Annotated in this window: 20 protein-coding genes; 6 read left to right on the forward strand and 14 right to left on the reverse strand. The window is 64.8% G+C overall.

Annotated features, from left to right (window positions below):
• Nucleotide 1 precedes the first annotated feature (1 nt).
• From CAG31_RS00895 to cobA, 5 genes are all read left to right on the forward strand, one after another.
• Nucleotides 2-1,672 (forward strand): bifunctional protein-serine/threonine kinase/phosphatase, encoded by a 1,671-nt coding sequence (locus CAG31_RS00895; protein WP_085577595.1) that lies wholly within the window; start codon nt 2-4, stop codon nt 1,670-1,672.
• 331 nt (nt 1,673-2,003) lie between these two features.
• Nucleotides 2,004-4,457 carry a nitrite reductase large subunit NirB gene (gene nirB / locus CAG31_RS00900; RefSeq protein ID WP_085577596.1) on the forward strand — a complete coding sequence of 818 codons (2,454 nt, stop codon included), beginning with the start codon at nt 2,004-2,006 and terminating at the stop codon, nt 4,455-4,457.
• Nucleotides 4,454-4,771: a nitrite reductase small subunit NirD gene (gene nirD / locus CAG31_RS00905; protein WP_085577597.1), complete on the forward strand. Its 318-nt coding sequence runs from the start codon at nt 4,454-4,456 to the stop codon at nt 4,769-4,771. The genes nirB and nirD overlap by 4 nt, the downstream gene beginning before the upstream one ends.
• A complete protein-coding gene (locus CAG31_RS00910; protein WP_085577598.1) occupies nt 4,771-7,485 on the forward strand; it encodes a nitrate reductase in 2,715 nt (904 codons plus the stop codon). The genes nirD and CAG31_RS00910 overlap by 1 nt, the downstream gene beginning before the upstream one ends.
• Before the next feature lie 13 nt (nt 7,486-7,498).
• Nucleotides 7,499-8,263 carry a uroporphyrinogen-III C-methyltransferase gene (gene cobA, locus CAG31_RS00915; protein ID WP_085577599.1) on the forward strand — a complete coding sequence of 255 codons (765 nt, stop codon included), beginning with the start codon at nt 7,499-7,501 and terminating at the stop codon, nt 8,261-8,263.
• A 75-nt stretch (nt 8,264-8,338) separates the two neighbouring features.
• On the opposite strand, the gene CAG31_RS00920 is transcribed toward cobA, so the two are convergent.
• From CAG31_RS00920 to ppsA, 8 genes are all read right to left on the reverse strand, one after another.
• Nucleotides 8,339-9,373, reverse strand: a complete 1,035-nt coding sequence (locus CAG31_RS00920) for an OmpA family protein (protein ID WP_085577600.1) — start codon at nt 9,371-9,373, stop codon at nt 8,339-8,341.
• A gap of 107 nt (nt 9,374-9,480) precedes the next feature.
• Entirely contained in the window at nt 9,481-10,071 is a 591-nt protein-coding gene (gene sigX, locus CAG31_RS00925) for an RNA polymerase sigma factor SigX (protein ID WP_011333251.1), read from the reverse strand.
• Between the two features lie 90 nt (nt 10,072-10,161).
• Nucleotides 10,162-10,986, reverse strand: a complete 825-nt coding sequence (locus CAG31_RS00930) for a mechanosensitive ion channel domain-containing protein (protein WP_085577601.1) — start codon at nt 10,984-10,986, stop codon at nt 10,162-10,164.
• 2 nt (nt 10,987-10,988) lie between these two features.
• Nucleotides 10,989-11,237, reverse strand: a complete 249-nt coding sequence (locus CAG31_RS00935) for a hypothetical protein (RefSeq protein ID WP_007951986.1) — start codon at nt 11,235-11,237, stop codon at nt 10,989-10,991.
• A gap of 63 nt (nt 11,238-11,300) precedes the next feature.
• Nucleotides 11,301-12,296, reverse strand: coding sequence for a zinc transporter ZntB (locus CAG31_RS00940; RefSeq protein ID WP_085577602.1), 996 nt, complete (start codon nt 12,294-12,296; stop codon nt 11,301-11,303).
• A 24-nt stretch (nt 12,297-12,320) separates the two neighbouring features.
• Nucleotides 12,321-12,809, reverse strand: a complete 489-nt coding sequence (rraA, locus tag CAG31_RS00945) for a ribonuclease E activity regulator RraA (protein ID WP_170929976.1) — start codon at nt 12,807-12,809, stop codon at nt 12,321-12,323.
• Between the two features lie 229 nt (nt 12,810-13,038).
• Nucleotides 13,039-14,028: an alpha/beta fold hydrolase gene (locus CAG31_RS00950; RefSeq protein WP_085577604.1), complete on the reverse strand. Its 990-nt coding sequence runs from the start codon at nt 14,026-14,028 to the stop codon at nt 13,039-13,041.
• A gap of 99 nt (nt 14,029-14,127) precedes the next feature.
• Entirely contained in the window at nt 14,128-16,497 is a 2,370-nt protein-coding gene (ppsA, locus tag CAG31_RS00955; protein WP_085577605.1) for a phosphoenolpyruvate synthase, read from the reverse strand.
• Nucleotides 16,498-16,698: 201 nt separating this feature from the next.
• Between ppsA and CAG31_RS00960 the strand changes: the two genes are divergently transcribed.
• The gene (locus tag CAG31_RS00960; RefSeq protein WP_085577606.1) at nt 16,699-17,517 is read left to right on the forward strand and encodes a pyruvate, water dikinase regulatory protein; all 819 of its coding nucleotides are present in this window, start codon (nt 16,699-16,701) and stop codon (nt 17,515-17,517) included.
• 112 nt (nt 17,518-17,629) lie between these two features.
• Here CAG31_RS00960 and prpD read toward each other — a convergent pair whose 3' ends face one another.
• The 6 genes from prpD to CAG31_RS00990 form a co-directional block, all read right to left on the reverse strand.
• The gene (prpD, locus tag CAG31_RS00965) at nt 17,630-19,114 is read right to left on the reverse strand and encodes a 2-methylcitrate dehydratase (RefSeq protein ID WP_085577607.1); all 1,485 of its coding nucleotides are present in this window, start codon (nt 19,112-19,114) and stop codon (nt 17,630-17,632) included.
• 255 nt (nt 19,115-19,369) lie between these two features.
• The gene (prpF, locus tag CAG31_RS00970) at nt 19,370-20,560 is read right to left on the reverse strand and encodes a 2-methylaconitate cis-trans isomerase PrpF (protein ID WP_085577608.1); all 1,191 of its coding nucleotides are present in this window, start codon (nt 20,558-20,560) and stop codon (nt 19,370-19,372) included.
• A gap of 54 nt (nt 20,561-20,614) precedes the next feature.
• Nucleotides 20,615-23,224, reverse strand: a complete 2,610-nt coding sequence (acnD, locus tag CAG31_RS00975) for a Fe/S-dependent 2-methylisocitrate dehydratase AcnD (protein WP_085577609.1) — start codon at nt 23,222-23,224, stop codon at nt 20,615-20,617.
• A 204-nt stretch (nt 23,225-23,428) separates the two neighbouring features.
• Nucleotides 23,429-24,556 carry a 2-methylcitrate synthase gene (gene prpC / locus CAG31_RS00980; protein WP_085577610.1) on the reverse strand — a complete coding sequence of 376 codons (1,128 nt, stop codon included), beginning with the start codon at nt 24,554-24,556 and terminating at the stop codon, nt 23,429-23,431.
• 73 nt (nt 24,557-24,629) lie between these two features.
• The gene (gene prpB / locus CAG31_RS00985) at nt 24,630-25,523 is read right to left on the reverse strand and encodes a methylisocitrate lyase (RefSeq protein WP_085577611.1); all 894 of its coding nucleotides are present in this window, start codon (nt 25,521-25,523) and stop codon (nt 24,630-24,632) included.
• Nucleotides 25,520-26,242 (reverse strand): GntR family transcriptional regulator, encoded by a 723-nt coding sequence (locus tag CAG31_RS00990; protein WP_085577612.1) that lies wholly within the window; start codon nt 26,240-26,242, stop codon nt 25,520-25,522. The genes prpB and CAG31_RS00990 overlap by 4 nt, the downstream gene beginning before the upstream one ends.
• Nucleotides 26,243-26,254 lie beyond the last annotated feature (12 nt).

Below are 26,254 nucleotides of genomic sequence, written 5' to 3' on the forward strand. Positions count from 1 at the left end.
CATGGCGCTGCAACTGAGTTTCGCCGAAGCCACCGCCACCGGCCCGCGCCCGGAGAACCAGGACGCCTTGCGCCTGGTCACCCCGGCCCCGGCGCTGGCGGCGAGCAAAGGCTTTCTGTTCGCCATCGCCGACGGCGTCAGCCAGTGCGCCGACGGCGGTCTGGCCGCCCGTTCGACCTTGCAGGCGTTGGCGCTGGACTACTACGCCACCCCGGAGACCTGGAGCGCGGCCCAGGCCCTGGACCGCCTGCTGCTGGCGCAGAACCGCTGGCTGCAGGCCAACGGCGGCGGTCAGCCGCTGCTCACCACCGTCAGCGCGCTGGTCATGCGCGGCCAGCGTTTCACCCTCGCCCACGTCGGCGATTGCCGGGTGTACCGCTGGCACGCCGACACCTTGCAACGGGTCACCGAGGACCACGTCTGGGAGCAACCGGGCATGCAGCACGTGCTCAAGCGCGCCCTGGGCCTGGATCAGCATCTGGTGCTGGATTTTCTCGACGGCGAACTGCGTGCCGGCGAGTGCTTCGTGCTGCTCAGCGACGGCGTGTGGTCCACGCTGGGCGACACGGCGATTGCCGCGACATTGCGCGACCAGCCGGACCTGGCCGTGGCCGCCCGCACGCTGGTCGCCGCCGCCCACCTGGCCGGCAGCCAGGACAACGCCAGCGCCTTGCTGGTGCGGGTGGACGCGCTGGGCGAAGCGAACATCGGCGATGCGCTGATCCATCTGCAGCAGTGGCCGCTGCCGCCGCCGCTGAAACCCGGACAGGCCTTCGAAGGCTGGCAGGTGCAAGGCCTCATCGGCCACAGCCAGCAATCGATGCTGTACCGCGTGCTCGACCCGCAGGGTCAGGCCTGGCTGCTCAAGACCCTGCCGACACACTTGACGGACGATTCCCACGCAGGCCAAGCCCTGCTGTCCGAGGAATGGTTCCTGAAACGGGTCGCCGGGCGGCACTTTCCCGAAGTCCATGCGGCAACCCAGCGTCAGCATCTGTACTACGTGATGCGCGAATACGCCGGGACGACCCTCGCCCGGCTGTTCGAACAGCACGGCCCGTTGCCGCTGGCGCAATGGCGCGAGTTGGCCGAACGCCTGCTGCGCGCGGTGGGCCTGCTGCACCGCCGGCAGATCCTGCACCGCGACATCAAGCCGGAGAACCTGCTGCTGGGTGACGACGGCGAGCTGCGCCTGCTGGATTTCGGCCTTGCCCACTGCCCGGGGCTGTCGCGGGACAGCACCGACACGCTGCCGGGCACGCCCAGCTACATCGCCCCCGAGTCCTTTCGCGGAGAAGCGCCCGCACCGTCGCAAGATCTCTATGCGGTGGGCGTGACCCTGTACTTTCTGCTCACCGGGCATTACCCCTTCGGCGAGGTCGAAGCGTTCCAGCGCCCGCGCTTCGGGGTGCCGGTCAGCGCCGCCCGCTACCGGCCGGACGTGCCGGAATGGCTGGCGCAGTGCCTTGCGCGCGGGGTGGAGGCCGATCCCGCGCAACGCTACGAGACCGCCGAAGAATGGTTGCTGGTGCTGGAGCACGGCGAACGCCGCAGCCTGAGCGTCCGGCCCCGGCCTTTGCTGGAGCGGGAACCGCTGAAGGTCTGGCGGACGTTGGCGCTGGTGGGGTTGCTGGGCAACCTGACGCTGCTGTTCCTGTTGTTCCATGGCTGACACCGGGGCGCTTCTTTCGCGGGCGTGCGCCCCATTTGCGGGCAACCCGCTTCGATTCAGTGCGAAACCACGGGCCTCCCGCCACCCCGATCACGGCCCACCCCTTGAAAACCGCCGGATGCAGCCAGTTGGCACAACCGCTGCATTACCGTTTGCAACACACATAAAGCGCAGCCTTCAACGACGAAGGCCGCGCTTCCCGAGCGAACGGGATCAGGACAAAGGCGTCCTCGTCAGGCCACTGACGGGACGCCTTTTTTGTTTGCGCCACATTTGCCGAGCACGGCCCGACTGCCCACAAGAGGCAAGCCCCACGCTCCCGGAGAACCTGATGAAAAAACTCAAACTGGTGATGATCGGCAATGGCATGGCCGGGGTCCGCACCCTGGAGGAACTGCTCAAGCTGAGCGACGAGCTCTACGACATCACGGTCTTCGGCGCCGAACCGCACACCAACTACAACCGCATCCTGTTGTCGCCGGTGCTGGCCGGCGAGCAGACCTTCGAAGAGATCGTGCTGAACGACCTGGACTGGTACCTGGAAAACGGCATCCAACTGCTCCTCAACCGCAAGGTGGTGGAGATCGACCGGGTCAAGCGCCGGGTGATCGCCGAAGACGGCACCGAAGCCGAATACGACCGCCTGCTGATCGCCACCGGCTCCACGCCGTTCATCCTGCCGATTCCCGGCAACACCTTGCAGGGCGTGATCGGCTACCGCGACATCGCCGACACCCAGGCGATGATCGACACTGCCAAGACCCACAAGCACGCCGTGGTCATCGGCGGCGGCCTGCTGGGGCTGGAGGCCGCCAACGGCCTGATGCTGCGCGGCATGCACGTCACCGTGGTGCACCTGGGCGAGTGGCTGCTGGAACGGCAACTGGACAAGACCAGCGGCCAGCTCCTGCAGACCGCCCTGGAGGCTCGCGGCCTGCACTTTCGCCTGTGCGAGCAGACCCAGGCCCTGCACGACGCCGGCAACGGCCGGGTCGGCTCCGTGCAGTTCAAGAACGGCGACATCATCCCCGCCGACCTGGTGGTGATGGCCGCCGGCATCCGCCCCAACACCGAACTGGCGGAAAAGGCCGGCATCCCGTGCAACCGCGGCATCCTGGTCAACGACACCCTGCAGACCTACGATCCGCGCATCTATGCCATCGGCGAGTGCGCCAGCCACCGCGGCATCGCCTACGGCCTGGTCGCGCCGCTGTTCGAACAGGCCAAGGTGTGCGCCAACCACCTGGCGCAACTGGGTTTTGCCCGCTATCAGGGTTCGGTCACGTCCACCAAACTGAAGGTCACCGGCATCGACCTGTTTTCCGCCGGCGACTTCATGGGCGGCGAAGGCACCGAGACCATCACCCTCTCCGACCCGATCGGCGGGGTGTACAAGAAACTGGTGATCAAGGATGACGTGCTGGTCGGGGCCTGTCTGTACGGCGATACGGCAGATGGCGGTTGGTATTTCCGGCAGATTCGTGAGAACCATGCCATCGGCGAGATCCGCGACCACCTGATGTTCGGCGAAAACGCCCTCGGCGACGTAGGACACCAAGGCCAGGACAAAGCCATGAGCATGGCCGACAACGCCGAAGTCTGCGGCTGCAACGGCGTGTGCAAAGGCACCATCGTCAAGGCGATCCAGGAACACGGGCTGTTCAGCGTCGACGAGGTGAAGAAGCACACCAAGGCCGCCAGTTCCTGTGGCTCCTGCGCCGGCCTAGTGGAGCAGATCCTGATCAACACCGTCGGCGGCGCGGCGGACGTCAAGCCGAAAAGCGAAAAGGCCATCTGCGGCTGCAGCGACCTCAACCACGGCCAGATCCGCCAGGCCATCCGACAGGAGCACCTGCTGACCATCGCCGGCACCATGAGCTACCTCAACTGGCGCACCCCCAACGGCTGCGCCACCTGCCGCCCGGCCCTCAACTATTACCTGATCTCCACCTGGCCCGGCGAAGCCAAGGACGATCCGCAGTCGCGCCTGATCAACGAGCGGGCCCACGCCAACATCCAGAAGGACGGCACCTACTCGGTGGTGCCGCGGATGTGGGGCGGCGTGACCAACCCGTCGGAACTGCGCCGGATCGCCGACGTGGCCGACAAGTACAACGTGCCGATGGTCAAGGTCACCGGCGGCCAGCGCATCGACCTGCTGGGGATCAGGAAACAGGATCTGCCGGGGGTGTGGAAAGACCTCGACATGCCGTCCGGCCACGCCTACGGCAAGTCCATCCGCACCGTGAAGACCTGCGTCGGCAGCGAGTTCTGCCGCTTCGGCACCCAGAACTCGACGCAACTGGGCATCGACCTCGAACACGACCTGTTCAACATGTGGTCGCCGCACAAGGTGAAGCTGGCGGTCTCCGGCTGCCCGCGCAACTGTTCGGAAGCGGGGATCAAGGACGTCGGCATCATCGGCGTCGATTCCGGCTGGGAGATGTACATCGGCGGCAACGGCGGAATCAAGACCGAAGTCGCCGAGTTCTTCGTCAAGCTCAAGACCGCCGAGGAAGTGCGCGAATACAACGGCGCGTTCCTGCAGCTGTACCGGGAAGAGGCCTTCTACCTCGAACGCACCGTGCATTACCTGCAACGGGTCGGCATGGAGCACATCAAGAAGGCCGTGCTGGAGGATCCGGAACGCCGCAGGGCGTTGAACGAGCGCCTGCAGTTCTCCCTGTCGTTCGAACAGGATCCGTGGAAGGAACGCCTGGCGCAGCCGCAGCTGAAGAAAGAATTCGACGTGATCCCCGTGAAAAACCTGGAGGTGCCGGCATGAACTGGCTCGATATCTGTGCCCTGGAAGAGATCAACGCCCTCGGTTCGCGGATCATCGCCGGGCCCAAAGGCGACATCGCGATCTTCCGCACCAGCGACGATGACGTGTTCGCCCTCGACGACCGCTGCCCGCACAAGGGCGGGCCGCTGTCCCAAGGGTTGATCTACGGCAAGCGCGTGGCCTGCCCGCTGCACAACTGGCAGATCGACCTTGAGTCCGGCGAGGCCCTGGCCCCGGACGTCGGTTGCGCCCACCACCATCCGGCCCGGGTCGAGAACGGTCGGGTGCTGCTGGCCCTGCGGGACGCCGTCTGATGGACCGCCAGACGACCGCCTCGACCTGCTGCTACTGCGGGGTCGGCTGCGGCGTGCTGATCGAGCATGACGGCGAGCGGATCCTCGGCGTCAGCGGCGATCCGGCGCATCCGGCCAACTTCGGCAAGCTGTGCAGCAAGGGCTCGACCCTGCACCTGACCGGCGACCTCGCGGCACGGGCGCTGCACCCGGAACTGCGCCTGGGCAAAGGCCTGGCGCGCAGCCGCTGCGACTGGGACACCGCGCTGGAACACGCCGCCAACGTGTTCGCCGACACCGTCGCCGAACACGGCCCCGACAGCGTGGCGTTCTACATCTCCGGGCAATTGCTCACCGAGGACTACTACGCCTTCAACAAACTGGCGCGAGCGCTGGTCGGCACCAACAACATCGACAGCAACTCGCGGCTGTGCATGTCGTCGGCGGTGGTGGGCTACAAGCGCAGCCTCGGCGCCGACGCGCCGCCGTGCAGCTATGAGGATCTGGAGCTGAGCGAATGCGTGATGATCGTCGGCAGCAACATGGCCTACGCCCACCCGGTGCTGTTTCGTCGCCTGGAAGACGCCAAATCCCGCCGCCCGCAGATGAAAGTCATCGTCATCGACCCCCGGCGCACCGACACCTGCGACCTGGCGGACCTGCATCTGGCGATCCTGCCGGGCACCGACGTCGCCTTGTTCCATGGGATTTTGCACCTGCTGGTGTGGGAAGACTGGATCGACCGGGACTTCATCCAGGCCCACACCGACGGCCTCGCCGAACTGAAAAGCCTGGTGCGCGACTACACCCCGGCGATGGTGTCGCAACTGTGCGGCATCAGCGTCGAGCAATTGCAGCAATGTGCTCAATGGATCGGCACGTCGCCCAGCTTCCTGTCGCTGTGGTGCATGGGTCTGAACCAATCCACCGCCGGCAGCGCCAAGAACAGCGCATTGATCAACCTGCACCTGGCCACCGGGCAGATCGGCCGTCCCGGTGCAGGCCCTTTCTCCCTGACCGGTCAGCCGAATGCCATGGGCGGGCGGGAAACCGGCAGCCTGTCCAACCTGCTGCCCGGCCACCGGGACGCGGCCAATGCGCAACACCGCGCCCAGGTCGCCGAATACTGGGGGGTGGAGCGCCTGCCGGACGCCCCCGGCCTGAGCGCCGTCGAACTGTTCGAGCAGGTGCGCAGCGGCAAGATCAAGGCGCTGTGGATCGCCTGCACCAACCCCGCACAGTCGATGCCCGACCAGAAAGCTGTCCGGGCGGCGCTGGAGGCGTGTCCGTTCGTGGTGTTGCAGGAAGCCTTTCGCACCACGGAAACCGCCGCCTTTGCCGACTTGCTGCTGCCGGCGGCCAGTTGGGGTGAGAAGGAAGGCTCGGTGACCAACTCCGAGCGGCGGATTTCCCACGTGCGCAAAGCCATTTCCGCACCCGGCGAAGCGCGTCCGGACTGGGCGATCACCGTGGATTTCGCACAACGCCTGGAGAAACGTCTGCGCCCCCGGCAACCGAGCCTGTTTGCCTTCGAGCAGCCGGCCCAGCTGTTCGACGAATACAAACAACTGACCCGTGGCCGCGACCTGGATCTGTCCGGCATCAGCCACGCGTTGATCGACCGGATCGGCCCGCAGCAATGGCCCTTCCCCACCGACGCCCGCCAGGGCACACCCCGACTGTACGAAGACGGCATTTTTCCTACCGCCAGCGGCCGGGCGCAGTTCGTGGCCGACCCGTACCGCGCCGCCAAGGAACAGCGCGACGCACGCTTCCCCCTGACCCTGATCACCGGGCGCCTGCGTGACCAATGGCACGGCATGAGCCGCACCGGCACCGCTGCGCAGCTGTTCGGCCATGTCGGCGAGGCCGTTCTGAGCCTGCACCCGGACGAACTGCGTCGGCACCGCCTGCAACCGGGGAGCCTGGTCAACCTGAAAAGCCGCCGGGGTGCGGTGATCGTCGCCGTCGAGAGCGACGACAGCGTGCGGCCCGGCCAGGCCTTTCTGCCGATGCACTGGGGCGACCGTTTCCTCAAGGGCGGCGTTAACAGCCTGACTTTGCCCGCCTTCGATCCCCTGTCCAAGCAGCCGGAACTCAAGCACAGCGGCGTACGCCTGGAACCGGTGGAACTGCCGTGGCAACTGTTCGCACTCATCGAAGGCGATGTACAGCGACATTTCGATGCGCTGCGCTCCCTTTGTGAGGCATTTTCCTACGCAAGTTTCAGCTTGATCGGACGCGAACGTCCGGCATTGCTGATCCGTGCCGCCAGTTCCGGCGCACCGGATCCACGCTTGCTGCGTGAAATCGACGTGTGCCTGGCCCTGATCGAGGGCCCCGTGCTGGCCTATGACGACCCGCGCCGCGCCATCGGCAAACGGGTGCGCATCGAACACGGCCGGATCACCGCGATCCGCCTGGCCGGCGAGACGCTCGCTCAGCATTGGCTACAGGGGCTGTGGTTGGAGGGCCGCACGGACGAACAGCTGCGCCGTTGGCTGCTGGCGCCGATGAGCGCGCCGCCGGGCAGCGCCCCGGCGCACGCCACGCAAGACAAGACCCTGTGCAACTGCAAGAACGTCAGCCACAGCGCGGTCTGCGCCGGCATCGATCAAGGGCTGGATCTGCCGGGGTTGAAAAAAGAGCTGGGCTGCGGCACGCAATGCGGCTCCTGCGTCCCTGAAATCAAGCGCCTGCTGGCTTCCCGCAGCCAGCCGGTCGCGGTCATCTGATGAGGAAAACACCATGAACGCAAAAGTCTGGCTGGTGGGCGCCGGCCCCGGCGACCCGGAACTGCTGACCCTCAAGGCCGTCCGCGCCCTGCGCGAAGCGGCCGTTGTGCTGATCGACGACCTGGTCAATCCGGCGGTGCTGGAGCACTGCCCCGCTGCGCGGGTCATCGCCGTGGGCAAGCGCGGCGGTTGCCGTTCCACGCCCCAGGCCTTCATTCACCGGCTGATGCTGCGCTATGCCCGCCAAGGCAAATGCACGGTGCGCCTCAAGGGCGGCGATCCGTGCATATTCGGGCGCGGCGGCGAGGAGGCGCAGTGGCTGCGTGAGCGCGGCGTCGAGGTGGAACTGGTCAATGGCATCACCGCCGGGCTGGCCGGGGCGACGCGCTGCGACATACCGCTGACGCTGCGCGGCGTGGCGCGGGGCGTGACGTTGGTCACGGCGCACACCCAGGACGACAGCCGACTGAACTGGCAGGCTCTGGCGCAGGGCGGGACGACCCTGGTGATCTACATGGGGGTGGCCAAACTCGGCGAGATTCGGGAACAGCTGCTGGCAGGCGGTATGGCGGCGGATACGCCGGTGGCCATGATCGAGAACGCCTCCTTGGCGCAGCAGCGGGAATGCCGCAGCGATCTGGCGGCCATGGAGGAAGCGGCCCGGGCGTTCGGGCTGAAAAGCCCTGCGATCCTGGTGATTGGCGCGGTGGCCGGCCATTCGGCCCAACTGGTGTGGGAACGCGGTTCGCCGGCAGCGGCGGCGCATCAGTCAGCCTGAGGCGCCCCGCCTCAGCAAATCGCAGGCAAAGAAAAGCCCGGCCTGAGCCGGGCTTTTCTCAAAGCGGCGAGCTAATTACTTAGCTTGGGCTTCAACCTGAGCTTCTACGCGACGGTTAACGGCGCGGCCAGCTTCGGTTTTGTTGTCAGCCACTGGGCGGGATTCGCCGTAGCCAACGGACTGAACGCGGTTAGCGCCAACGCCGTACTGGTTAACCAGAACTTGCTTAACGGCGTTTGCACGACGCTCGGACAGTTTTTGGTTGTAAGCGTCTGGACCTACGGAGTCAGTGTGACCTTCAACGGTGGTGGTGGTCGAAGGGTACTGCTTCATGAAGTCAGCCAGGTTCTTGATGTCGCCGTAGCTGTTTGGCTTAACAACCGACTTGTCGAAGTCGAACTTCACGTCCAGCTCAACACGTACGACTTCAGCAACTGCTGGGCAGCCATCAGCGTCAACGGTTACGTTGGCTGGGGTGTCCGGGCACTTGTCGACGTTGTCGCAAACGCCGTCGTTGTCGCTGTCGGAGCAGACTTCAGCAGGAGCTGGAACCGGAGCGGCTGCTGGCTTGGAGCCGCCACCGAAGTTCACGCCGATACCGATGCTTGGAGCCCACTCGGTGTCGCCTTTGTCGATGTTGTACTGAGCTTCAACGCCGGCACGGGCGTAGAAGTTGTCAGTGAAGTACAGCTTGGCGCCGCCGCCAACGTTGGCGAAGGTGGAGCGGTCACGACCGCCGGTGCCGTTCTGACCGATGCTCTGGTCGGAGAAGCCAGCCGATACGTACGGACGCAGCATGTCGCCCGGGTTGTTGAAGTGGTACAGAGCGTCCAGGGCGGTGTTTGCGCCCTTGATGTTACGACCGTCGTCGGAACGCACGTTGTGCACTTCGTCGTAGGCCAGACGCAGCTCAACGTCGTCGGTCAGGAAGTAACCAACGGAACCGCCGAACAGGTTGCCGTTGTTCTTGTAGTCACGAGCGCTGTCGAATTGCTCTTTCTTTGCGAAGCCTTCGATTTCAACTGCGCCTTGGCCTTGTGCCAGAGCGCCGAACGAAGTGGCGGCAATCAAAGAACCAATGGCCAAGCCCAAGGTGTTTTTCAGTTTCATCCGTTAAATCCCCATCTGGTGATTGTGAAGCAGTCCCGCAAACCGGGGGACAACTCGGCGGCAAGTCTATCAGAACTTGCCTACACGTAAGAGATATTTGCGCCGAACTAAGTTTCAGCAATGCCTGCAAATTTCTCACGCAATTTATCAAGAGCGCGCTTGTACCGCATTTTGGTCGCGCTCAGGCCCATGTGCATGATGTCTGCGATCTCCTGAAACTCCAGCTCTGCGACAAATCGTAGCACCAGGATTTCACGGTCGATCGGGTTCACATACACCAGCCAGCGATCCAGTCCACCCTTCTCCTCGGGTTTCGGCGCCTTCTCTTCCGACGCTTCTTCGAGGGGGTCAAGACTCAGTGCGTCCATCAAGCGACGCTTTCGCCGTTCCTTGCGATACTGCGTGATGCATTCGTTGTAGGTGATGCTGTATAGCCATGTCTTGAACTTCGACTTGCCCTCGAAATTCTTCAGGCCGTACAGCACCTTGAGCATCACTTCCTGACAGACATCGTCTGCGTCGCGATCGTTCCCGAGATACCGCGCACAAACGTTAAATAATGTCCGCTGGTAACGCCGCATCAGTTCTTCATACGCGCGCGTCACGTGAAACAGCTCGGTGTGCGAGCGCGCGACCAACTCCTCGTCAGAGAGCTCGCGGGGGTCGTAGCGCGTGGATAGCGTTTGGGCTTTATTCAAAACAGGTCGGGCCGACAGTCAGGTCAATGTCCACCGCCGCCAGCGACGGCTGGCATTTTGCGGCGGCATACATTAGCAGGGTTTGCCGGGTTAGCGGCTACTCACATGCTGCTCCAAAAGGATCCGATTGGAGAGAGAGACTAGCTCACCCTCATCGGTCAGCAATGTGGTTTTAACCGTGCCGATCTCCTCGATCTGCCCTTCGACCTCGCCAACACGCACTTGTTGCCCTACCTGATACAACTCACGCACATAGATGCCCGCCAGGATCTGACCGGCGATTTCCCGGCTTCCCAGGCCCATGGCCAGCGCAACCGCCAGACCAACGGTAATCAATACGATGACGATCACATGGTTCAGCAGGTCGGTCTTGACCTCAAGCTGGCTGATCGCGACCGAGATGCTGATGATGATCACCAGCCCCTGTGCGATGCGTCCAAGTCCTGAAGCGTAGTCCAGACCGACGCCTTCCGCCGCCCCGCGCACCAATCCGTTGGCCAGTTGGGCCAAGAGGACGCCGACGAGCAGCACCAGCGCTGCACCGAACACCTTCGGCACATACAGCGCCAGCATGTCCAGCGTAGCCGAAACCCGCTCAAGGCCAAGGGATTCTGCCGCAGAAACCAGGAAAATCAGCAGGACGAACCAATACACGATCTTGCCGATCAGGGTAGAGATCGGCACTTGCAGCCCCGCGCGGGACATCAGCTTGGTCAGGCCGGTGCCGGCCATCAGGCGATCCAGGCCCAGTTTGGCCAGCAATTTGGACAGCAAGGTGTCCAGCAGCTTGGCCACTACGAAACCGAGCAGCAACACGACGAGCGCGCCGAACAGGTTCGGGATGAAGTTGGCGACTTTTGTCCACAACGCAGTCATTGCAGTGACGAGGCTCTGGGTCCAGAGGTCAAGTTCCATATTCAATCAGCCTTATCAGCGGTGCGGGCGGTGGGTTTACGAAGACGGGAGACCGGCGCAACATGGGCCGAGCCGTTGTTCAGGGCGATCATCAGCGCGGGCAGCCAGCGGCCCAGCAGGCTGAACAGGTCGCCGGCGCCGACCTGGCGGTTGGCGGTTTTGAGCACGCGGCCAAGGCAGGCGTCGTCGTCACGGCTGGACGGCGAGGCGTTGAGCATGTCGCGCAAAGACTGTTCAAACGGATCGTGCATACGCACCTCTCGTGATGTCTGTGAAAGACGCGGGCAAATTTGGTCGGGTCACATGCGCCATGTTCACACCCAGCGCAAACGGCGGAACAGCCACCACTGCCCGAGCGCCACGGCGACCACGGTCAGGCAGGCGATCAGGAAGCCGTAGGGGCTGGTGGAGAACGGAATCCCGCCGACGTTGATCCCCAACAGGCCGGTGAGGAAACTCATCGGCAGGAAGATCCCGGTGATGATGCCGAAGCGGTACATGGTGCGGTTCATCCGCACGCTCAGGCGCCGGTCTTCGGCCTCCAGCACAAGCCCCACGCGCTCTCGGGTCAATTCGAGCTCTTCGAGGTAGCGGGTCAGGCTGTTGTTCAGTTCGTTCCAGTAATCGCCGTCGTCATCGACGAACCATGGCAGCCTTATCCGGGACAACTGTCCGAAAATATCCCGCTGCGGGGCCAGAAAACGCTTCAGTCCCGCCGCGCGTCGACGGATGTGCAGATTGGCGCCATGCTCGGGGGTATACCGTTCGTCGGCATCCAGCTTTTCTTCCTCGTCATCGACCATTTCCGAGAGGCAGGTGACCAGATCCTGCACCTTGTTGGTGAGGTACTGCGCCAGGTAGAGGATGAGCTCGGAAGACGTTTTCGGCCCCTTGCCTTCCGCCAACTGCGCCAGCAGTTCATCGGTGGCGCGCAACGGACGCAGGCGCAGGGAGATCACCCGCTGGGCCGACGCGAAGATGCGCACCGACACCATGTCCTCGGGTTCGGCCCCCGGGTTGAGGTTGACCCCGCGCAGGAACAGCAGCAATTCGGAATCCGCCAGCGGCAGCAGGCGGGGCCGGGTGTTCTCTTCCAGCAGCAGGTCGCAGGCGAATTCGTTGAGTCCGCTGGACTTGCGCAGCCAGGTCTGGGTCTGCGGATGGCTGCGGTCCCAGTGCAGCCATAGGCTTTCATGGGCCTGCAGCTGCAGGTCGTCCAGGTCCGTCCGGGCTATCGAACGCGCACCGCCCTTGCCGTCCAGCACCAGGGCATGCACCAGCCCCCACTGCGCGTTGTCTTCCTCGAACATCCTCACCCCTGTGCGTACGGCGACTTATTCCGGCATCTTCAGCGGGCTCGGCGAGATGATCACGCCGTTGTTGTCCGCATAGATGTACTGGCCCGGATGGAACGTGACGCCGGCGAAGGTCACCGCGACGTTGAGGTCGCCGATGCCGCGCTTGTCGGTCTTCATCGGGTGGCTGGCGAGCGCCTGGACACCCAGGTCGGTCTGGGCGATGACGTCGACGTCACGGATGCAGCCGTAGATCACCAGCCCTTCCCAACCGTTCTTCGACGCCTTCTCGGCCAGCATGTCGCCCAGCAGCGCGCGGCGCAGGGAACCGCCGCCATCGACCACCAGCACCTTGCCGTTGCCCTTGAGCTCGACCTGCTCCTTGACCAGCGAGTTGTCTTCGAAGCACTTGATGGTCACGATTTCGCCGCCGAACGAATCGCGGCCGCCGAAATTGCTGAACATCGGCTCCAGCACCTGCACCAGCTCCGGGTAGGCGTCGCACAGGTCAGGGGTGAGGTAATGGATCATCGAAAAACTCCTGTAAAGAGGAAAACGATCAGGGATGCCGCATGCTGTTGAAACGAGTTCCGGTGGCCGCCGTTTACCTTGGCTTGCGCCATGGTCGCCGACCGAACCTGAACAAACGCTGAAACGTAATAGCTAAACAGTCACCATTTGTGACCAGAACCACGCAATGCGTCATATCTTAGCCGCAAGCGGCCCTGAACGAAATGCCCTTGTCAGAGCCTTGCGCTCATACCGCCGCAGCCAGATCCGGTTTCTCGCCCAGCAACGGCGTCTGCTGATCCGCCAGCCAACGCGCCACCAACGGCCACACGTCGGCCTGCGCGGCTTTGCTCACCAGCATCTCGACATGGCCGAAATTCTCGCTGAAGCCCTGCTCGCGCCCCAGATTGATGAATTGCTTGGTTTCGGAACCGATCTGCTCGTACAGCTTGCGGCAGGCCCACGCCGGATCTTGATGGTCCCCCGCCGCGCTCACCGCCAACACCGGCACCTTCACGTCGGCAAGGCCGGCCCACCAGTCCTTGTCCTTGTCGCCGAAACGCCCGAACAGGCCGTACCAGCGCATGCTTTCCAGGGCCAGGCCGATCGGCTCGTCCTCCGGGCCGCGCTTGAGCCGCGAGCCGGACAGCTGGGCAAAGCGCTTGAGGATGAAACGCCCGCTCCACTCCACCGGCGGAATCTTCAGCGGCCAGTAGGTGCGGCTGACCTGGGTGCCGAAGAACACCGCCGACGCCACCGCCGGCTCGCCGAGGTACTCGCCGCCCAGCGCCGCCGCCAGGGTGATGCCGCCCAGGGAGTGGCCGATCCAGTGCGGGACCTGCCCGCTCTGCTCACGCACGAACGCGGCGATGGCCGGCAGGTCGTAGCGGGCGTAGTCGGCGACGCGGTTGCGGCGGTAGTCCTCGTTGCGCCGGGACAGGCCATGGCCGCGCATCTCCGGGATCCACACGTCGAAGCCCAGGCGCGTCAGGTAGGCGCCCAGCCCCAGCCCCTTGGGAGAGAACCAGAACCGCCGGTTGGAAAAGCTGCCGTGCAGCAGGATCACCGGCACGCCGCGCGCGGCCGGTTCGTCGGCCATGCCCAGGCGGGTGACGGCCAGTTCGACGGTCGAGTCCGGGCTGTTGCCCGGTTTCAGCCGATAGATGTCTTCGCTCAGATCGCCGCGCCGCTCGGCGCTGATCAGGGCGACGGGAAACAGGTTGCTGCTGCTTTGCATAATGCTCTTGCACAAAAAAGGGCGGCATCCGAAGGCGCTCGCCCTGTTTCAATCACTGTAAGACCGCCCCCCGGAGGGAGCGGTCCGTTCACATCGTTATCAAGCCTGGCCTTCGGCGAGGAAGAACCAGGTTTCCAGCACGGTGTCCGGGTTCAGCGACACGCTTTCGATGCCCTGCTCCATCAGCCACTTGGCCAGGTCCGGGTGGTCCGACGGGCCCTGACCGCAGATGCCGATATACTTGCCGGCCTTGTTGCATGCGGCGATGGCGTTGGCCAGCAGCTTCTTGACCGCCGGGTTACGCTCGTCGAACAGGTGGGCGATGATGCCCGAGTCCCGATCCAGGCCCAGGGTGAGCTGGGTCAGGTCGTTGGAACCGATCGAGAAGCCGTCGAAGAATTCGAGGAACTCTTCGGCCAGGATGGCGTTGGACGGCAGCTCGCACATCATGATCACGCGCAGGCCGTTGTCGCCGCGGGCCAGACCGTTTTCGGCCAACAGCTCGACGACTTGAGAGGCTTCGCCCAGGGTGCGCACGAACGGCACCATGATCTCGACGTTGGTCAGGCCCATCTCGTTGCGCACACGCTTGAGCGCACGGCACTCGAGCTCGAAGCAGTCGCGGAACGATTCGCTGATGTAGCGCGAGGCGCCGCGGAAGCCCAGCATCGGGTTCTCTTCTTCCGGCTCGTACAGCTTGCCGCCGATCAGGTTGGCGTATTCGTTGGACTTGAAGTCCGACAGACGCACGATGACCTTCTTCGGGTAGAACGCCGCTGCCAGGGTGCTGATGCCCTCGACCAGTTTCTCGACGTAGAAGCCGACCGGGTCGCTGTAGCCGGCGATGCGCTTGTCGACGCTTTCCTTGATGTCCTGCGGCAGGCCGTCGTAGTTCAGCAGCGCCTTGGGGTGCACGCCGATCATGCGGTTGATGATGAACTCCAGGCGGGCCAGGCCAACGCCGGCGTTCGGCAGCTGCGCGAAGTCGAAGGCGCGGTCCGGGTTGCCGACGTTCATCATGATCTTGAACGGCAGCTCCGGCATGGCGTCCACGGAGTTCTTCTTGACGTCGAAGCCCAGCTCGCCTTCGAAGATGTAGCCGGTGTCGCCTTCGGCGCAGGACACGGTCACGCCCTGGCCGTCCTTGAGCAGCTGGGTGGCGTTGCCGCAGCCCACCACCGCCGGAATGCCCAGCTCACGGGCGATGATCGCCGCGTGGCAGGTACGGCCGCCACGGTTGGTGACGATGGCGCTGGCGCGCTTCATGACCGGTTCCCAGTCCGGGTCGGTCATGTCGGAGACCAGCACGTCGCCGACCTGAACCTTGTCCATCTCGGACACGTCCTTGATGATCCGCACCTTGCCGGCGCCGATGCGCTGGCCGATGGCGCGGCCTTCCACCAGCACGGTGCCGGTTTCCTTGAGCAGGTAACGTTCCATGACATTGGCCTGGGTGCGGCTCTTCACGGTTTCCGGACGGGCCTGCACGATGTACAGCTTGCCGTCGTCACCGTCCTTGGCCCACTCGATGTCCATCGGGCAGCCGTAGTGCTTCTCGATGATCATCGCCTGCTTGGCCAGTTCGCTGACTTCGGCGTCAGTCAGGCAGAAACGCGCGCGGTCGGCCTTGTCGACATCGACGGTCTTGACCGAACGACCGGCCTTGGCCTCGTCGCCGTAGATCATCTTGATCGCCTTGCTGCCCAGGTTGCGGCGCAGGATCGCCGGACGGCCGGCCGAGAGCGTGCCCTTGTGGACGTAGAACTCGTCCGGGTTCACCGCGCCCTGCACGACGGTTTCGCCCAGGCCGTAGGCGCCGGTGATGAACACCACGTCACGGAAACCGGATTCGGTGTCGAGGGTGAACATCACGCCGGCGGTGCCGGTCTCCGAACGCACCATGCGCTGCACGCCGGCCGACAGGGCGACCAGTTTGTGGTCGAAGCCCTGGTGCACGCGGTAGGAGATCGCACGGTCGTTGAACAGCGAAGCGAACACCTCTTTGGCGGCGCGGATCACGTTGTCCACGCCACGGATGTTCAGGAAGGTTTCCTGCTGGCCGGCGAAGGAAGCGTCCGGCAGGTCTTCGGCGGTGGCGGAGGAACGCACGGCCACGGCCACGTCAGGGTTGCCGGCCGACAGCGCGGCGAACGCGGTGCGGATTTCGGCGTTCAGCTTTTCGGGGAATTCGGCTTCCATGATCCATTGGCGGATCTGGGCGCCGGTCTTGGCCAGCGCATTGACGTCGTCGACGTCGAGCGCGTCGAGGGCTTCGTGGATCCGGTCGTTCAGACCGCTCAGTTCCAGGAAATCGCGATAGGCCTGGGCGGTGGTGGCGAAGCCGCCGGGAACGGAAACGCCGGCGCCTGCCAGGTTGCTGATCATCTCGCCCAGGGATGCGTTCTTGCCCCCCACATGCTCAACATCGTGTTTGCCGAGCTTATCGAGGGAAACTACGTACTCTACCAAGGTGATCTCTCCACTAACTGTGTTGGAAAAGCTCAGAAACCGGCGGCTCGGGGGAGCGTCGGCCGGCTGTATGGCCTGGACCTGGAAAATAAGTGAGAATGCAGGCCGATGGCGGCCGGCAAACCGCGCCTATCATATCCAAGAATCAAGCGTCCTGTGTGGCGAATGACGCAGGACACTCACTTAAGGTCCAGGGTGCACATGAAACGATCCGCTTTCTTCATCTCCGATGGCACCGGCATCACCGCCGAAACCCTGGGTCAAAGCCTTCTGGCGCAGTTCGAGAACATTACCTTCAGCAAACTCACGCGGCCCTACATCGACACCGTCGAAAAGGCGCGGGCCATGGTACAGCAAATCAACAAGGCCGCCGAAGCGGACGGCCTGCGGCCGATCATCTTCGACACCATCGTCAACCAGGACATCCGTGAGATCCTGGCCACGTCCAATGGTTTCATGATCGACATCTTCTCGACCTTCCTGGCGCCGCTCGAACAGGAACTGACCGAGCACTCCTCCTACACCGTCGGCAAGTCCCACTCCATCGGCCACAACTCCAACTACATGGAGCGCATCGAGGCGGTGAACTTCGCCCTGGACAACGACGACGGCGCCCGCACGCATTATTACGACAAGGCGGACCTGATCCTAGTGGGCGTGTCGCGCTGCGGCAAGACGCCGACGTGTCTGTACATGGCCATGCAGTTCGGCATCCGCGCCGCCAACTATCCGCTGACCGAAGACGACATGGAGCGCCTGCAGTTGCCGGCCGCCCTGCGCGCCCACCAGCACAAGCTGTTCGGCCTGACCATCGACCCGGACCGCCTCACCGCGATCCGCAACGAACGCAAGCCCAACAGCCGCTATTCGAGCTACGCCCAGTGCGAGTTCGAAGTGCGCGAAGTGGAGAACCTGTTCCGCCGCGAGAACATCCCGCACATCAACTCCACGCATTTCTCGGTGGAAGAGATCTCGGCCAAGATCCTGGTGGAGAAAGGCGTCGAGCGGCGCTTCAAGTAGTACTGCGGCGCCCGCACCGGCGCCATCGCGAGCAGGCTCGCTCCCACAGTTTCTGTGCCACGCACGACATGTGGGAGCGAGCCCGCTCGCGATTGAACCATGACCCAGTCGCTCAGATGACGAACAGATCGACAAACCGGTTCACCGCCGTCCCCTCCAGCCGCGCCTGATCCCTGCACAACGCCACGATCTCCCCGCACCGCTGCCCGCCAAAGCGCGTCGCCAGGTTGGCCCTGAACTTGTCCTCCAGCAGGGGAATCCCCTCGGCCCGGCGCCGGCGGTGGCCGATCGGGTACTCCACCCGCACATTGTCGGTGTGGGTGCCGTCCTTGAAGAACACTTGCACCGCATTGGCGATGGAACGCTTGTCCGCCTCCAGGTACTCGCGGGTGAAGCGCGGATCCTCGACGATGATCATCTTGTCCCGCAGCTCATCGATGATCGGATGCGCCGCGTGGAAGCCGTCCTCGTAGTGCTCGGCCACCAGGTCGCCGAACGCCAGCGGCACGGCGGTCATGTATTGCAGGCAATGGTCGCGGTCGGCGGCATTGGCCAAAGGGCCGGCCTTGGAAATGATGCGGATCGCCGATTCGTGGGTGGTGATGACGATCCGGTCGATCTCGCGCAGACGGTCGCGCACCTGCGGATGCAGGGCCACGGCGGCTTCGCAGGCGGTCTGCGCATGGAACTCGGCGGGGAAGCTGACCTTGAACAGCACGTTCTCCATCACATAACTGCCGAACGGCCGTGAGAGGCTGAAGGAGCGCCGGTCTTCAGGCTTGAGCGCCAGATCGCTGTTGGTGTGGCTGAACGACACGTCGTAGAAGCCCCACTGCCGGGCGCTCAGCACGCCGGGGATGCCCATCTCGCCGCGCATCGCGATGTCGGCCAGCCTGACGCCCCGGCTCGACGCGTCCCCCGCCGCCCAAGACTTGCGCGAGCCGGCGTTCGGCGCATGGCGGTACGTGCGCAGCGCCTGGCCGTCGGCGAAGGCATGGGACAGCGCCGACAGCAATTGCTCGCGGTTGGCGCCCATCAGTTTGGCGCTGACGGCGGCGGAGGCGACTTTCACCAGGATGACGTGATCGAGCCCTACGCGGTTGAACGAGTTTTCCAGGGCGATCACGCCCTGGATCTCATGGGCCATGATCATCGCTTCGAGCACCGCACGCATGTCCAGCGGCGTCTCGCCCCGGGCCACGCGCTGCTGCGACAGGTGATCGGCCACCGCCAAAATCGCGCCGAGGTTGTCGGACGGATGCCCCCACTCGGCGGCCAACCAGGTGTCGTTGTAGTCCAGCCAGCGCACGGCGCAGCCGATGTCCCACGCGGCCTTCACCGGATCGAGCCGGTACGGCGTGCCCGGCACCCGCGCACCGAACGGCACGACGGTGCCCTCCACGAGCGGGCCCAGATGCTTGGTGCACTCCGGAAAGCGCAAGGCCAGCAGGCCACAGCCCAGGGTGTCCATCAGGCAGTGGCGGGCGGTGTCGAGGGCTTCGGCGGATTCGGTCTTGAAGGTGAGGACGTAGTCGGCGATGTCCTGCAGGACACGGTCGTAGTCGGGGCGGTTGTTCTGGTCGACGTTGGCGCTCATGGTCGATTCACTCCGTGAAGTGGTTCGTTGAGGGGACCTCGGTTCAGGGCTAACGCTTTCTTATTGTGGAAATGCGGCTGTATCGATTCTGCTGTGGCGTCTGGGCTGACGCTATCGCCAGCAGGCTGGCTCCCACAGGGTTCCTGTTGAACACAGAATCTGCGGTCGCCGCAAAACAAGGTGGGAGCCAGCCTGCTGGCGATGACGCCAGCGAAAGCACCGCCCGACAGGCTCCCAAACCTTGTTCCGGTCAGGTCAGAAAGCGTCGCCGGGCACCCGGACGAAACCTTCCATCAAGACCCGCGCGCTGCGGCTCATGATGGCTTTCTTCACGACCCACTCGCCGTTCTCCAGGCTCGCCTCGGCGCCGACCCGCAGCGTCCCGGACGGATGGCCGAAGCGCACGGAATTGCGCTCGGTGCCGCCGGCCGCCAGGTTCACCAGCGTCCCGGAGATCGCCGCCGCCGTGCCGATGGCCACCGCCGCCGTGCCCATCATCGCGTGGTGCAGCTTGCCCATGGACAGGGCGCGCACCAGCAGATCGACGCCCTCGGCCGCCACTGCCTTGCCGCTGGAGGCCAGGTAATCCGCAGGCCGCGCGACGAACGCCACCTTCGGCGTGTGCTGGCGCTGGGCCGCCTCTTCCAGACGGGAAATCAGGCCCATGCGCAGCGCGCCGTGGGCGCGGATGGTCTCGAACATCGCCAGCGCCTTCGGGTCGCCGTTGATCGCGCCTTGCAGCTCGGTACCCTTGTAGCCGATGTCCTCGGCGTTGACGAAGATCGTCGGAATGCCGGCGTTGATCATCGTCGCCTTGAAGGTGCCGACGCCGGGCACTTCCAGGTCGTCGACCAGGTTACCGGTGGGAAACATCGAACCGCCGCCGCCCTCTTCTTCCGCCGCCGGATCCATGAACTCCAGCTGCACTTCGGCCGCCGGAAAGGTCACGCCGTCGAGCTCGAAGTCACCGGTCTCCTGGACTTCGCCGTTGGTGATCGGCACGTGGGCGATGATGGTCTTGCCGATGTTGGCCTGCCACACCCGCACCACCGCCACGCCGTTGCGGGGAATGCGGTCGGGGTCGACCAGGCCGTTGCTGACGGCGAACGAACCGACCGCCGCCGAGAGGTTGCCGCAGTTGCCGCTCCAGTCCACGAACGGCTTGTCGATGGCGACCTGGCCGAACAGGTAGTCGACGTCGTGGTCGGCCTTGATGCTCTTGGACAGGATCACGGTCTTGCTGGTGCTGGACGTGGCGCCGCCCATGCCGTCGATCTGTTTCTCGTAAGGGTCGGGGCTGCCGATCACCCGCAGCAGCAACGCATCGCGGGCCGGGCCCGGCACCTGCGCCGCTTCGGGCAGGTCCTGCAGGCTGAAGAACACGCCCTTGCTGGTGCCGCCGCGCATGTAGGTGGCGGGGATCTTGATCTGTGGTGCGTGAGCCATGGTGCTCCTTAATCGCCGGCGCGAACCTTGAGGCCTGCGCCGGCACAGCGTGGATTAGACGGCGGCCGCCGACTCTTCGAGGAAGTCCTGGGCAAAGCGCTGCAGCACGCCGCCGGCCTCGTAGATCGACACTTCTTCGGCGGTGTCGAGGCGGCAGGTCACCGGCACCTCGACGCGTTCGCCGTTCTTGCGGTGGATCACCAGCGTCAGGTCGGCGCGCGGCGTGCGGTCGCCGATCACGTCGTAGGTCTCGCTGCCGTCGATGCCCAGGGTCTTGCGGTCGGTGCCCGGCTTGAACTCCAGCGGCAGCACGCCCATGCCCACGAGGTTGGTGCGGTGGATGCGCTCGAAGCCTTCGGCGACGATCGCCTCGACCCCGGCCAGCCGCACGCCCTTGGCCGCCCAGTCACGGGACGAACCCTGGCCGTAGTCGGCGCCGGCGATGATGATCAGCGGCTGCTTGCGGTCCATGTAGGTCTCGATGGCTTCCCACATGCGCATCACCTTGCCTTCCGGCTCCACCCGGGCCAGCGAGCCCTGCTTGACCTTGCCGTTCTCCTGCACCATTTCGTTGAACAGTTTCGGATTGGCGAAGGTCGCGCGCTGAGCGGTGAGGTGGTCGCCGCGGTGGGTCGCGTAGGAGTTGAAGTCCTCCTCCGGCAGGCCCATTTTCGCCAGGTATTCGCCGGCGGCGCTGTCGAGCATGATCGCGTTGGACGGCGACAGGTGGTCGGTGGTGATGTTGTCCGGCAGCACCGCCAGCGGGCGCATGCCCTTGAGCGGACGGGCCCCGGCCAGCGCGCCTTCCCAGTACGGCGGACGGCGGATGTAGGTGCTCATCTCGCGCCAGTCGTACAGCGGCGCGACCTTGGGGCCGGTGTCTTCGTGGATCGCGAACATCGGGATGTAGACCTGGCGGAACTGCTCAGGCTTCACCGCCGCCTTGACCACCGCTTCAATCTCTTCGTCGCTCGGCCAGATGTCCTTCAGGCGGATTTCCTTGCCGTCGGCCACGCCCAGCACGTCTTTCTCGATGTCGAAACGGATGGTGCCGGCGATGGCGTAGGCGACCACCAGCGGCGGCGAAGCAAGGAACGCCTGCTTGGCGTACGGGTGGATCCGCCCGTCGAAGTTGCGGTTGCCCGAGAGCACGGCGGTGGCGTACAGGTCACGGTCGATTATTTCCTGCTGGATCACCGGATCCAGCGCGCCGGACATGCCGTTGCAGGTGGTGCAGGCGAACGCCACGACGCCGAAGCCGAGCTGCTCCAGCTCCTTGCCCAGCCCCGCTTCGTCCAGGTACAGCGCCACGGTCTTGGAGCCCGGCGCCAGCGACGACTTGACCCACGGCTTGCGGGTCAGCCCCAGCTTGTTGGCGTTGCGCGCCAGCAGGCCGGCGGCGATCACGTTGCGCGGGTTGCTGGTGTTGGTGCAACTGGTGATGGCGGCGATGATCACCGCGCCGTCGGGCATTTGCCCCGGCACGTCGTCCCACTGTCCGGAGATGCCCTTGGCGGCCAGATCCGCCACCGCCACGCGGGCGTGGGGGTTGCTCGGGCCGGCCATGTTGCGCACCACCGAAGACAGGTCGAAGCTCAGGCTGCGCTCGTATTGCGCGCCTGTCAGGCTGTCGGCCCACAGGCCGGTGGTGCGGGCGTAGTTCTCGACCAACTGCACCTGCTCGTCGTCGCGGCCGGTGAGCTTGAGGTAGTCGATGGTCTGCCGGTCGATGTAGAACATCGCCGCCGTGGCGCCGTATTCCGGGGCCATGTTGGAGATGGTCGCGCGGTCGCCCAGGGTCAGGGCCGAGGCGCCCTCGCCGAAGAACTCCAGCCACGCGCCGACGACCTTCTGCTTGCGCAGGTATTCGGTCAGCGCCAGCACCATGTCGGTGGCGGTGATGCCCGGCTGCAGCTTGCCGGTCAGTTCGACGCCGACGCTTTCCGGCAGGCGCATCCACGAGGCGCGGCCGAGCATCACGCTTTCGGCCTCAAGGCCGCCGACGCCGATGGCGATCACGCCCAGCGCATCGACGTGCGGGGTGTGGCTGTCGGTGCCCACGCAGGTGTCGGGGAACGCCACGCGCTTTCCGTTTTCATCGGGGCGCACCTGAATCACCGGGGACATTTTCTCCAGGTTGATCTGGTGCATGATGCCGTTGCCCGGCGGGATCACGTCGACGTTCTTGAACGCTTTCTTGGTCCAGTTGATGAAATGGAAACGGTCCTCGTTGCGACGGTCCTCGATGGCGCGGTTCTTCTCGAACGCCTGCGCATCGAACCCGCCCGCCTCCACCGCCAGCGAGTGGTCGACGATCAGTTGGGTCGGCACCACCGGGTTGACCTGCGCCGGGTCGCCGCCCTGCCGGGCGATCGCGTCGCGCAGGCCAGCCAGGTCCACCAGCGCGGTCTGGCCGAGGATGTCGTGGCACACCACCCGGGCCGGGAACCACGGGAAGTCGAGGTCGCGCTTGCGCTCGATCAGTTGCTTGAGCGAATCGGTGAGCGTGGCCGGGTCGCAGCGGCGCACCAGGTTTTCCGCCAGCACCCGGGAGGTGTACGGCAGGGTGTCGTAGCTGCCGGGCTGGATCGCCTCGACCGCAGCGCGGACATCGAAGTAGTCCAGGGCGGTGCCGGGGAGCGGTTTACGAAATTGTGTGTTCATCGGTCAGGACTCGGGGCACGGTAGTTTCAAAGGGCGAGGCCTGGCATCAACCTCGAAATTCACACGAACCCTGTGGGAGCTGGCTTGCCAGCGATTGCGGCGGGTCAGCCGCCATCGATGCTGGATATGACTCCGTCATCGCTGGCAAGCCAGCTCCCACAAGGACTTCGGTGAACGTCGGTATCGGTGCCTGACCTCCACCATTCAGCGACGTTCGATTGGCACGAACTTGCGCTGTTCGACGCCGGTGTACTCGGCGCTCGGACGGATGATGCGGTTGTTGGCACGCTGCTCGAACACGTGCGCCGCCCAGCCGGTCAGGCGCGAGCAGACGAAAATCGGGGTGAACAGCTTGGTCGGGATGCCCATGAAGTGATACGCCGATGCATGGTAGAAGTCGGCGTTGGGGAACAGCTTCTTCTGCTCCCACATGGTCTTGTCGATGGCCTCGGAGACCGGGAACAGCACCTTGTCGCCCACTTCGTCGGCGAGCTTCTTCGACCAGCCCTTGATCACCTCGTTGCGCGGGTCGCTGTCCTTATAGATCGCGTGGCCGAAGCCCATGATCTTGTCCTTGCGCTCGAGCATGCCGAGGGTGCCTTTGATCGCCTCTTCCGGCGACGAGAAACGCTCGATCATTTCCATCGCCGCTTCGTTGGCGCCGCCGTGCAGCGGGCCGCGCAGGGAGCCGATGGCCGCCGTCACGCAGGAATACAGGTCCGACAGGGTCGAGGCGCACACGCGGGCGGTGAAGGTCGAGGCGTTGAACTCGTGCTCGGCGTAGAGGATCAGCGAGACGTTCATCACCTTGACGTGCAGCTCGCTCGGCTTCTTGCCGTGCAGCAGGTGCAGGAAGTGGCCGCCGATGGACGGCTCGTCGCTGACGCAGTCGATGCGTTTGCCGTCGTGGCTGTAGCGGTACCAGTAGCACATGATCGCCGGGAACGCGGCCAGCAGGCGGTCGGTCTTGTCGCGCTGCTCGGAAAAGTCCTTCTCCGGCTCGATGTTGCCCAGGAACGAGCAACCGGTGCGCATCACGTCCATCGGGTGGGCGTCGGCGGGAATGCGCTCCAACACTTCCTTGAGCGCCTGCGGCAGGTCGCGCAGCTTGCTCAGCTTGCCTTGGTAGGCGGCGAGCTGGGCCTGGGTCGGCAGTTCTCCGTAGAGCAGCAGGTACGCCACCTCTTCGAATTGCGCATCCGCCGCCAGTTCGCGCACGTCGTAGCCGCGGTAGGTCAGGCCGGCACCGGCCTGGCCCACGGTGGACAGGGCGGTCTGCCCGGCGACCTGGCCCCGGAGCCCGGCGCCGCTGAGTACTTTTGCTTCGGCCATTGCTGTCTCCAATCTTCTTGAATTTGTTTGGGAAACTTGCGGGAGCGGGCCTGCCCGCCCCACAGGATCTGGTTCAGCCTTTCTTCTGCGCGAACAGCGCATCGAGCTTCTGCTCGAAGGTGTGGTAGTCGATGCGGTCATAGAGCTCCATGCGCGTCTGCATGGTGTCGATGACGTTCTGCTGGGTGCCGTCGCGGCGGATCGCCGTGTAGACGTTTTCGGCCGCCTTGTTCATGGCGCGGAACGCCGACAGCGGGTACAGCACCAACGACACGTCGGCGCCGGCCAGTTGCTCGGTGGTGTAGAGCGGCGTCGAGCCGAATTCGGTGATGTTGGCCAGGATCGGCGCCTTCACGCGGCTGGCGAACAGTTTGTACATCTCAAGTTCGGTGATGGCTTCCGGGAAGATCATGTCGGCGCCGGCCTCGATGCACGCCGCAGCGCGGTCCAGGGCGGACTCCAGGCCTTCGACGGCCAAGGCGTCGGTGCGGGCCATGATCACGAAGCTGTCGTCGGTGCGGGCATCGACGGCGGCCTTGATGCGGTCGACCATCTCCTGCTGGGTGACGATCTCTTTGTTCGGACGGTGGCCGCAGCGCTTGGCGCCAACCTGGTCTTCGATGTGGATGGCGGCGGCGCCGAACTTGATCATCGACTTGACGGTGCGCGCGACGTTGAACGCCGAGGCGCCGAAGCCGGTGTCCACGTCCACCAGCAGCGGCAGGTCGCAGACGTCGGTGATGCGGCGCACGTCGGTCAGCACGTCATCCAGGCCGGTGATGCCCAGGTCCGGCACGCCGAGGGAGCCGGCGGCCACCCCGCCGCCGGACAGGTAGATCGCCTTGAAGCCGGCGCGCTTGGCCAGCAGCGCATGGTTGGCGTTGATCGCGCCGACCACTTGCAGCGGATGCTCGCTGGCGACCGCGTCGCGAAAACGCTGGCCTGGAGTGTTCTGGTTGGAACTCATGACTCACCTCGTTCAGTGGCTGTCGGGTTGGCGCCGTCCTGGTAGTGACGGGCGATGTTGCGTTTGGAGGCGCCGATGTGGCGGCGCATCAGAAGTTCGGCCAGTTCGCCGTCACGGTCGGCGATGGCGTCGAGAATCCGGTGGTGCTCGGCAAAGGCCTGGCGCGGACGGTTGGGCGTGGTGGAGAACTGGATGCGGTACATGCGCACCAATTGGTAGAGCTCGCCGCAGAGCATCTGGGTCAGGGTGCGGTTGCCGCTGCCCTGGATGATCCGGTAATGGAAGTCGAAATCGCCTTCCTGCTGGTAGTAGCCGAGCCCGGCCTGGAACGCCGCGTCGCGCTCGTGGGTCTCCAGCACCCGGCGCAGCTCGTCGATTTCTTCGCTGCTCATGCGTTCGGCCGCCAGGCGGCAGGCCATGCCTTCGAGGGATTCGCGGATCTCGTAGAGCTCCAGCAGTTCGGCGTGGCTCAGCGACACCACCCGCGCCCCGACGTGCGGCACCCGCACCAGCAGGCGCTGGCCTTCCAGGCGATGAATGGCCTCGCGCAGCGGGCCGCGGCTGATGCCGTAAGTGCGCGCCAGCTCAGGCTCGGAGATCTTGCTGCCGGGGGCGATCTCCCCCTTGACGATGGCGGCCTGGATGCGCCGGAAGACGTTTTCCGAGAGCGTTTCCGAATCGTCGCCGCTGGCGACCGGAGGATCGAGTTGATCCAGCATATTGTCGACACC

Source organism: Pseudomonas sp. R25(2017) (assembly GCF_002112565.1).
GTDB classification, from domain to species: domain Bacteria; phylum Pseudomonadota; class Gammaproteobacteria; order Pseudomonadales; family Pseudomonadaceae; genus Aquipseudomonas; species Aquipseudomonas ekonensis.

What these genes read in the sequence shown, in the direction of transcription:
- prpF (WP_085577608.1), bottom strand. Translation starts at nt 20,560, where the DNA reads ATGGCTCACGCACCACAGATCAAGATCCCCGCCACCTACATGCGCGGC.
- acnD (WP_085577609.1), bottom strand. Translation starts at nt 23,224, where the DNA reads ATGAACACACAATTTCGTAAACCGCTCCCCGGCACCGCCCTGGACTAC.
- CAG31_RS00940 (WP_085577602.1), bottom strand. Translation starts at nt 12,296, where the DNA reads ATGTTCGAGGAAGACAACGCGCAGTGGGGGCTGGTGCATGCCCTGGTG.
- CAG31_RS00990 (WP_085577612.1), bottom strand. Translation starts at nt 26,242, where the DNA reads ATGCTGGATCAACTCGATCCTCCGGTCGCCAGCGGCGACGATTCGGAA.
- nirD (WP_085577597.1), top strand. Translation starts at nt 4,454, where the DNA reads ATGAACTGGCTCGATATCTGTGCCCTGGAAGAGATCAACGCCCTCGGT.
- nirB (WP_085577596.1), top strand. Translation starts at nt 2,004, where the DNA reads ATGAAAAAACTCAAACTGGTGATGATCGGCAATGGCATGGCCGGGGTC.
- prpD (WP_085577607.1), bottom strand. Translation starts at nt 19,114, where the DNA reads ATGAGCGCCAACGTCGACCAGAACAACCGCCCCGACTACGACCGTGTC.
- CAG31_RS00920 (WP_085577600.1), bottom strand. Translation starts at nt 9,373, where the DNA reads ATGAAACTGAAAAACACCTTGGGCTTGGCCATTGGTTCTTTGATTGCC.
- CAG31_RS00960 (WP_085577606.1), top strand. Translation starts at nt 16,699, where the DNA reads ATGAAACGATCCGCTTTCTTCATCTCCGATGGCACCGGCATCACCGCC.
- prpC (WP_085577610.1), bottom strand. Translation starts at nt 24,556, where the DNA reads ATGGCCGAAGCAAAAGTACTCAGCGGCGCCGGGCTCCGGGGCCAGGTC.
- CAG31_RS00930 (WP_085577601.1), bottom strand. Translation starts at nt 10,986, where the DNA reads ATGGAACTTGACCTCTGGACCCAGAGCCTCGTCACTGCAATGACTGCG.
- prpB (WP_085577611.1), bottom strand. Translation starts at nt 25,523, where the DNA reads ATGAGTTCCAACCAGAACACTCCAGGCCAGCGTTTTCGCGACGCGGTC.
- CAG31_RS00950 (WP_085577604.1), bottom strand. Translation starts at nt 14,028, where the DNA reads ATGCAAAGCAGCAGCAACCTGTTTCCCGTCGCCCTGATCAGCGCCGAG.
- CAG31_RS00895 (WP_085577595.1), top strand. Translation starts at nt 2, where the DNA reads ATGGCGCTGCAACTGAGTTTCGCCGAAGCCACCGCCACCGGCCCGCGC.
- CAG31_RS00910 (WP_085577598.1), top strand. Translation starts at nt 4,771, where the DNA reads ATGGACCGCCAGACGACCGCCTCGACCTGCTGCTACTGCGGGGTCGGC.
- cobA (WP_085577599.1), top strand. Translation starts at nt 7,499, where the DNA reads ATGAACGCAAAAGTCTGGCTGGTGGGCGCCGGCCCCGGCGACCCGGAA.
- CAG31_RS00935 (WP_007951986.1), bottom strand. Translation starts at nt 11,237, where the DNA reads ATGCACGATCCGTTTGAACAGTCTTTGCGCGACATGCTCAACGCCTCG.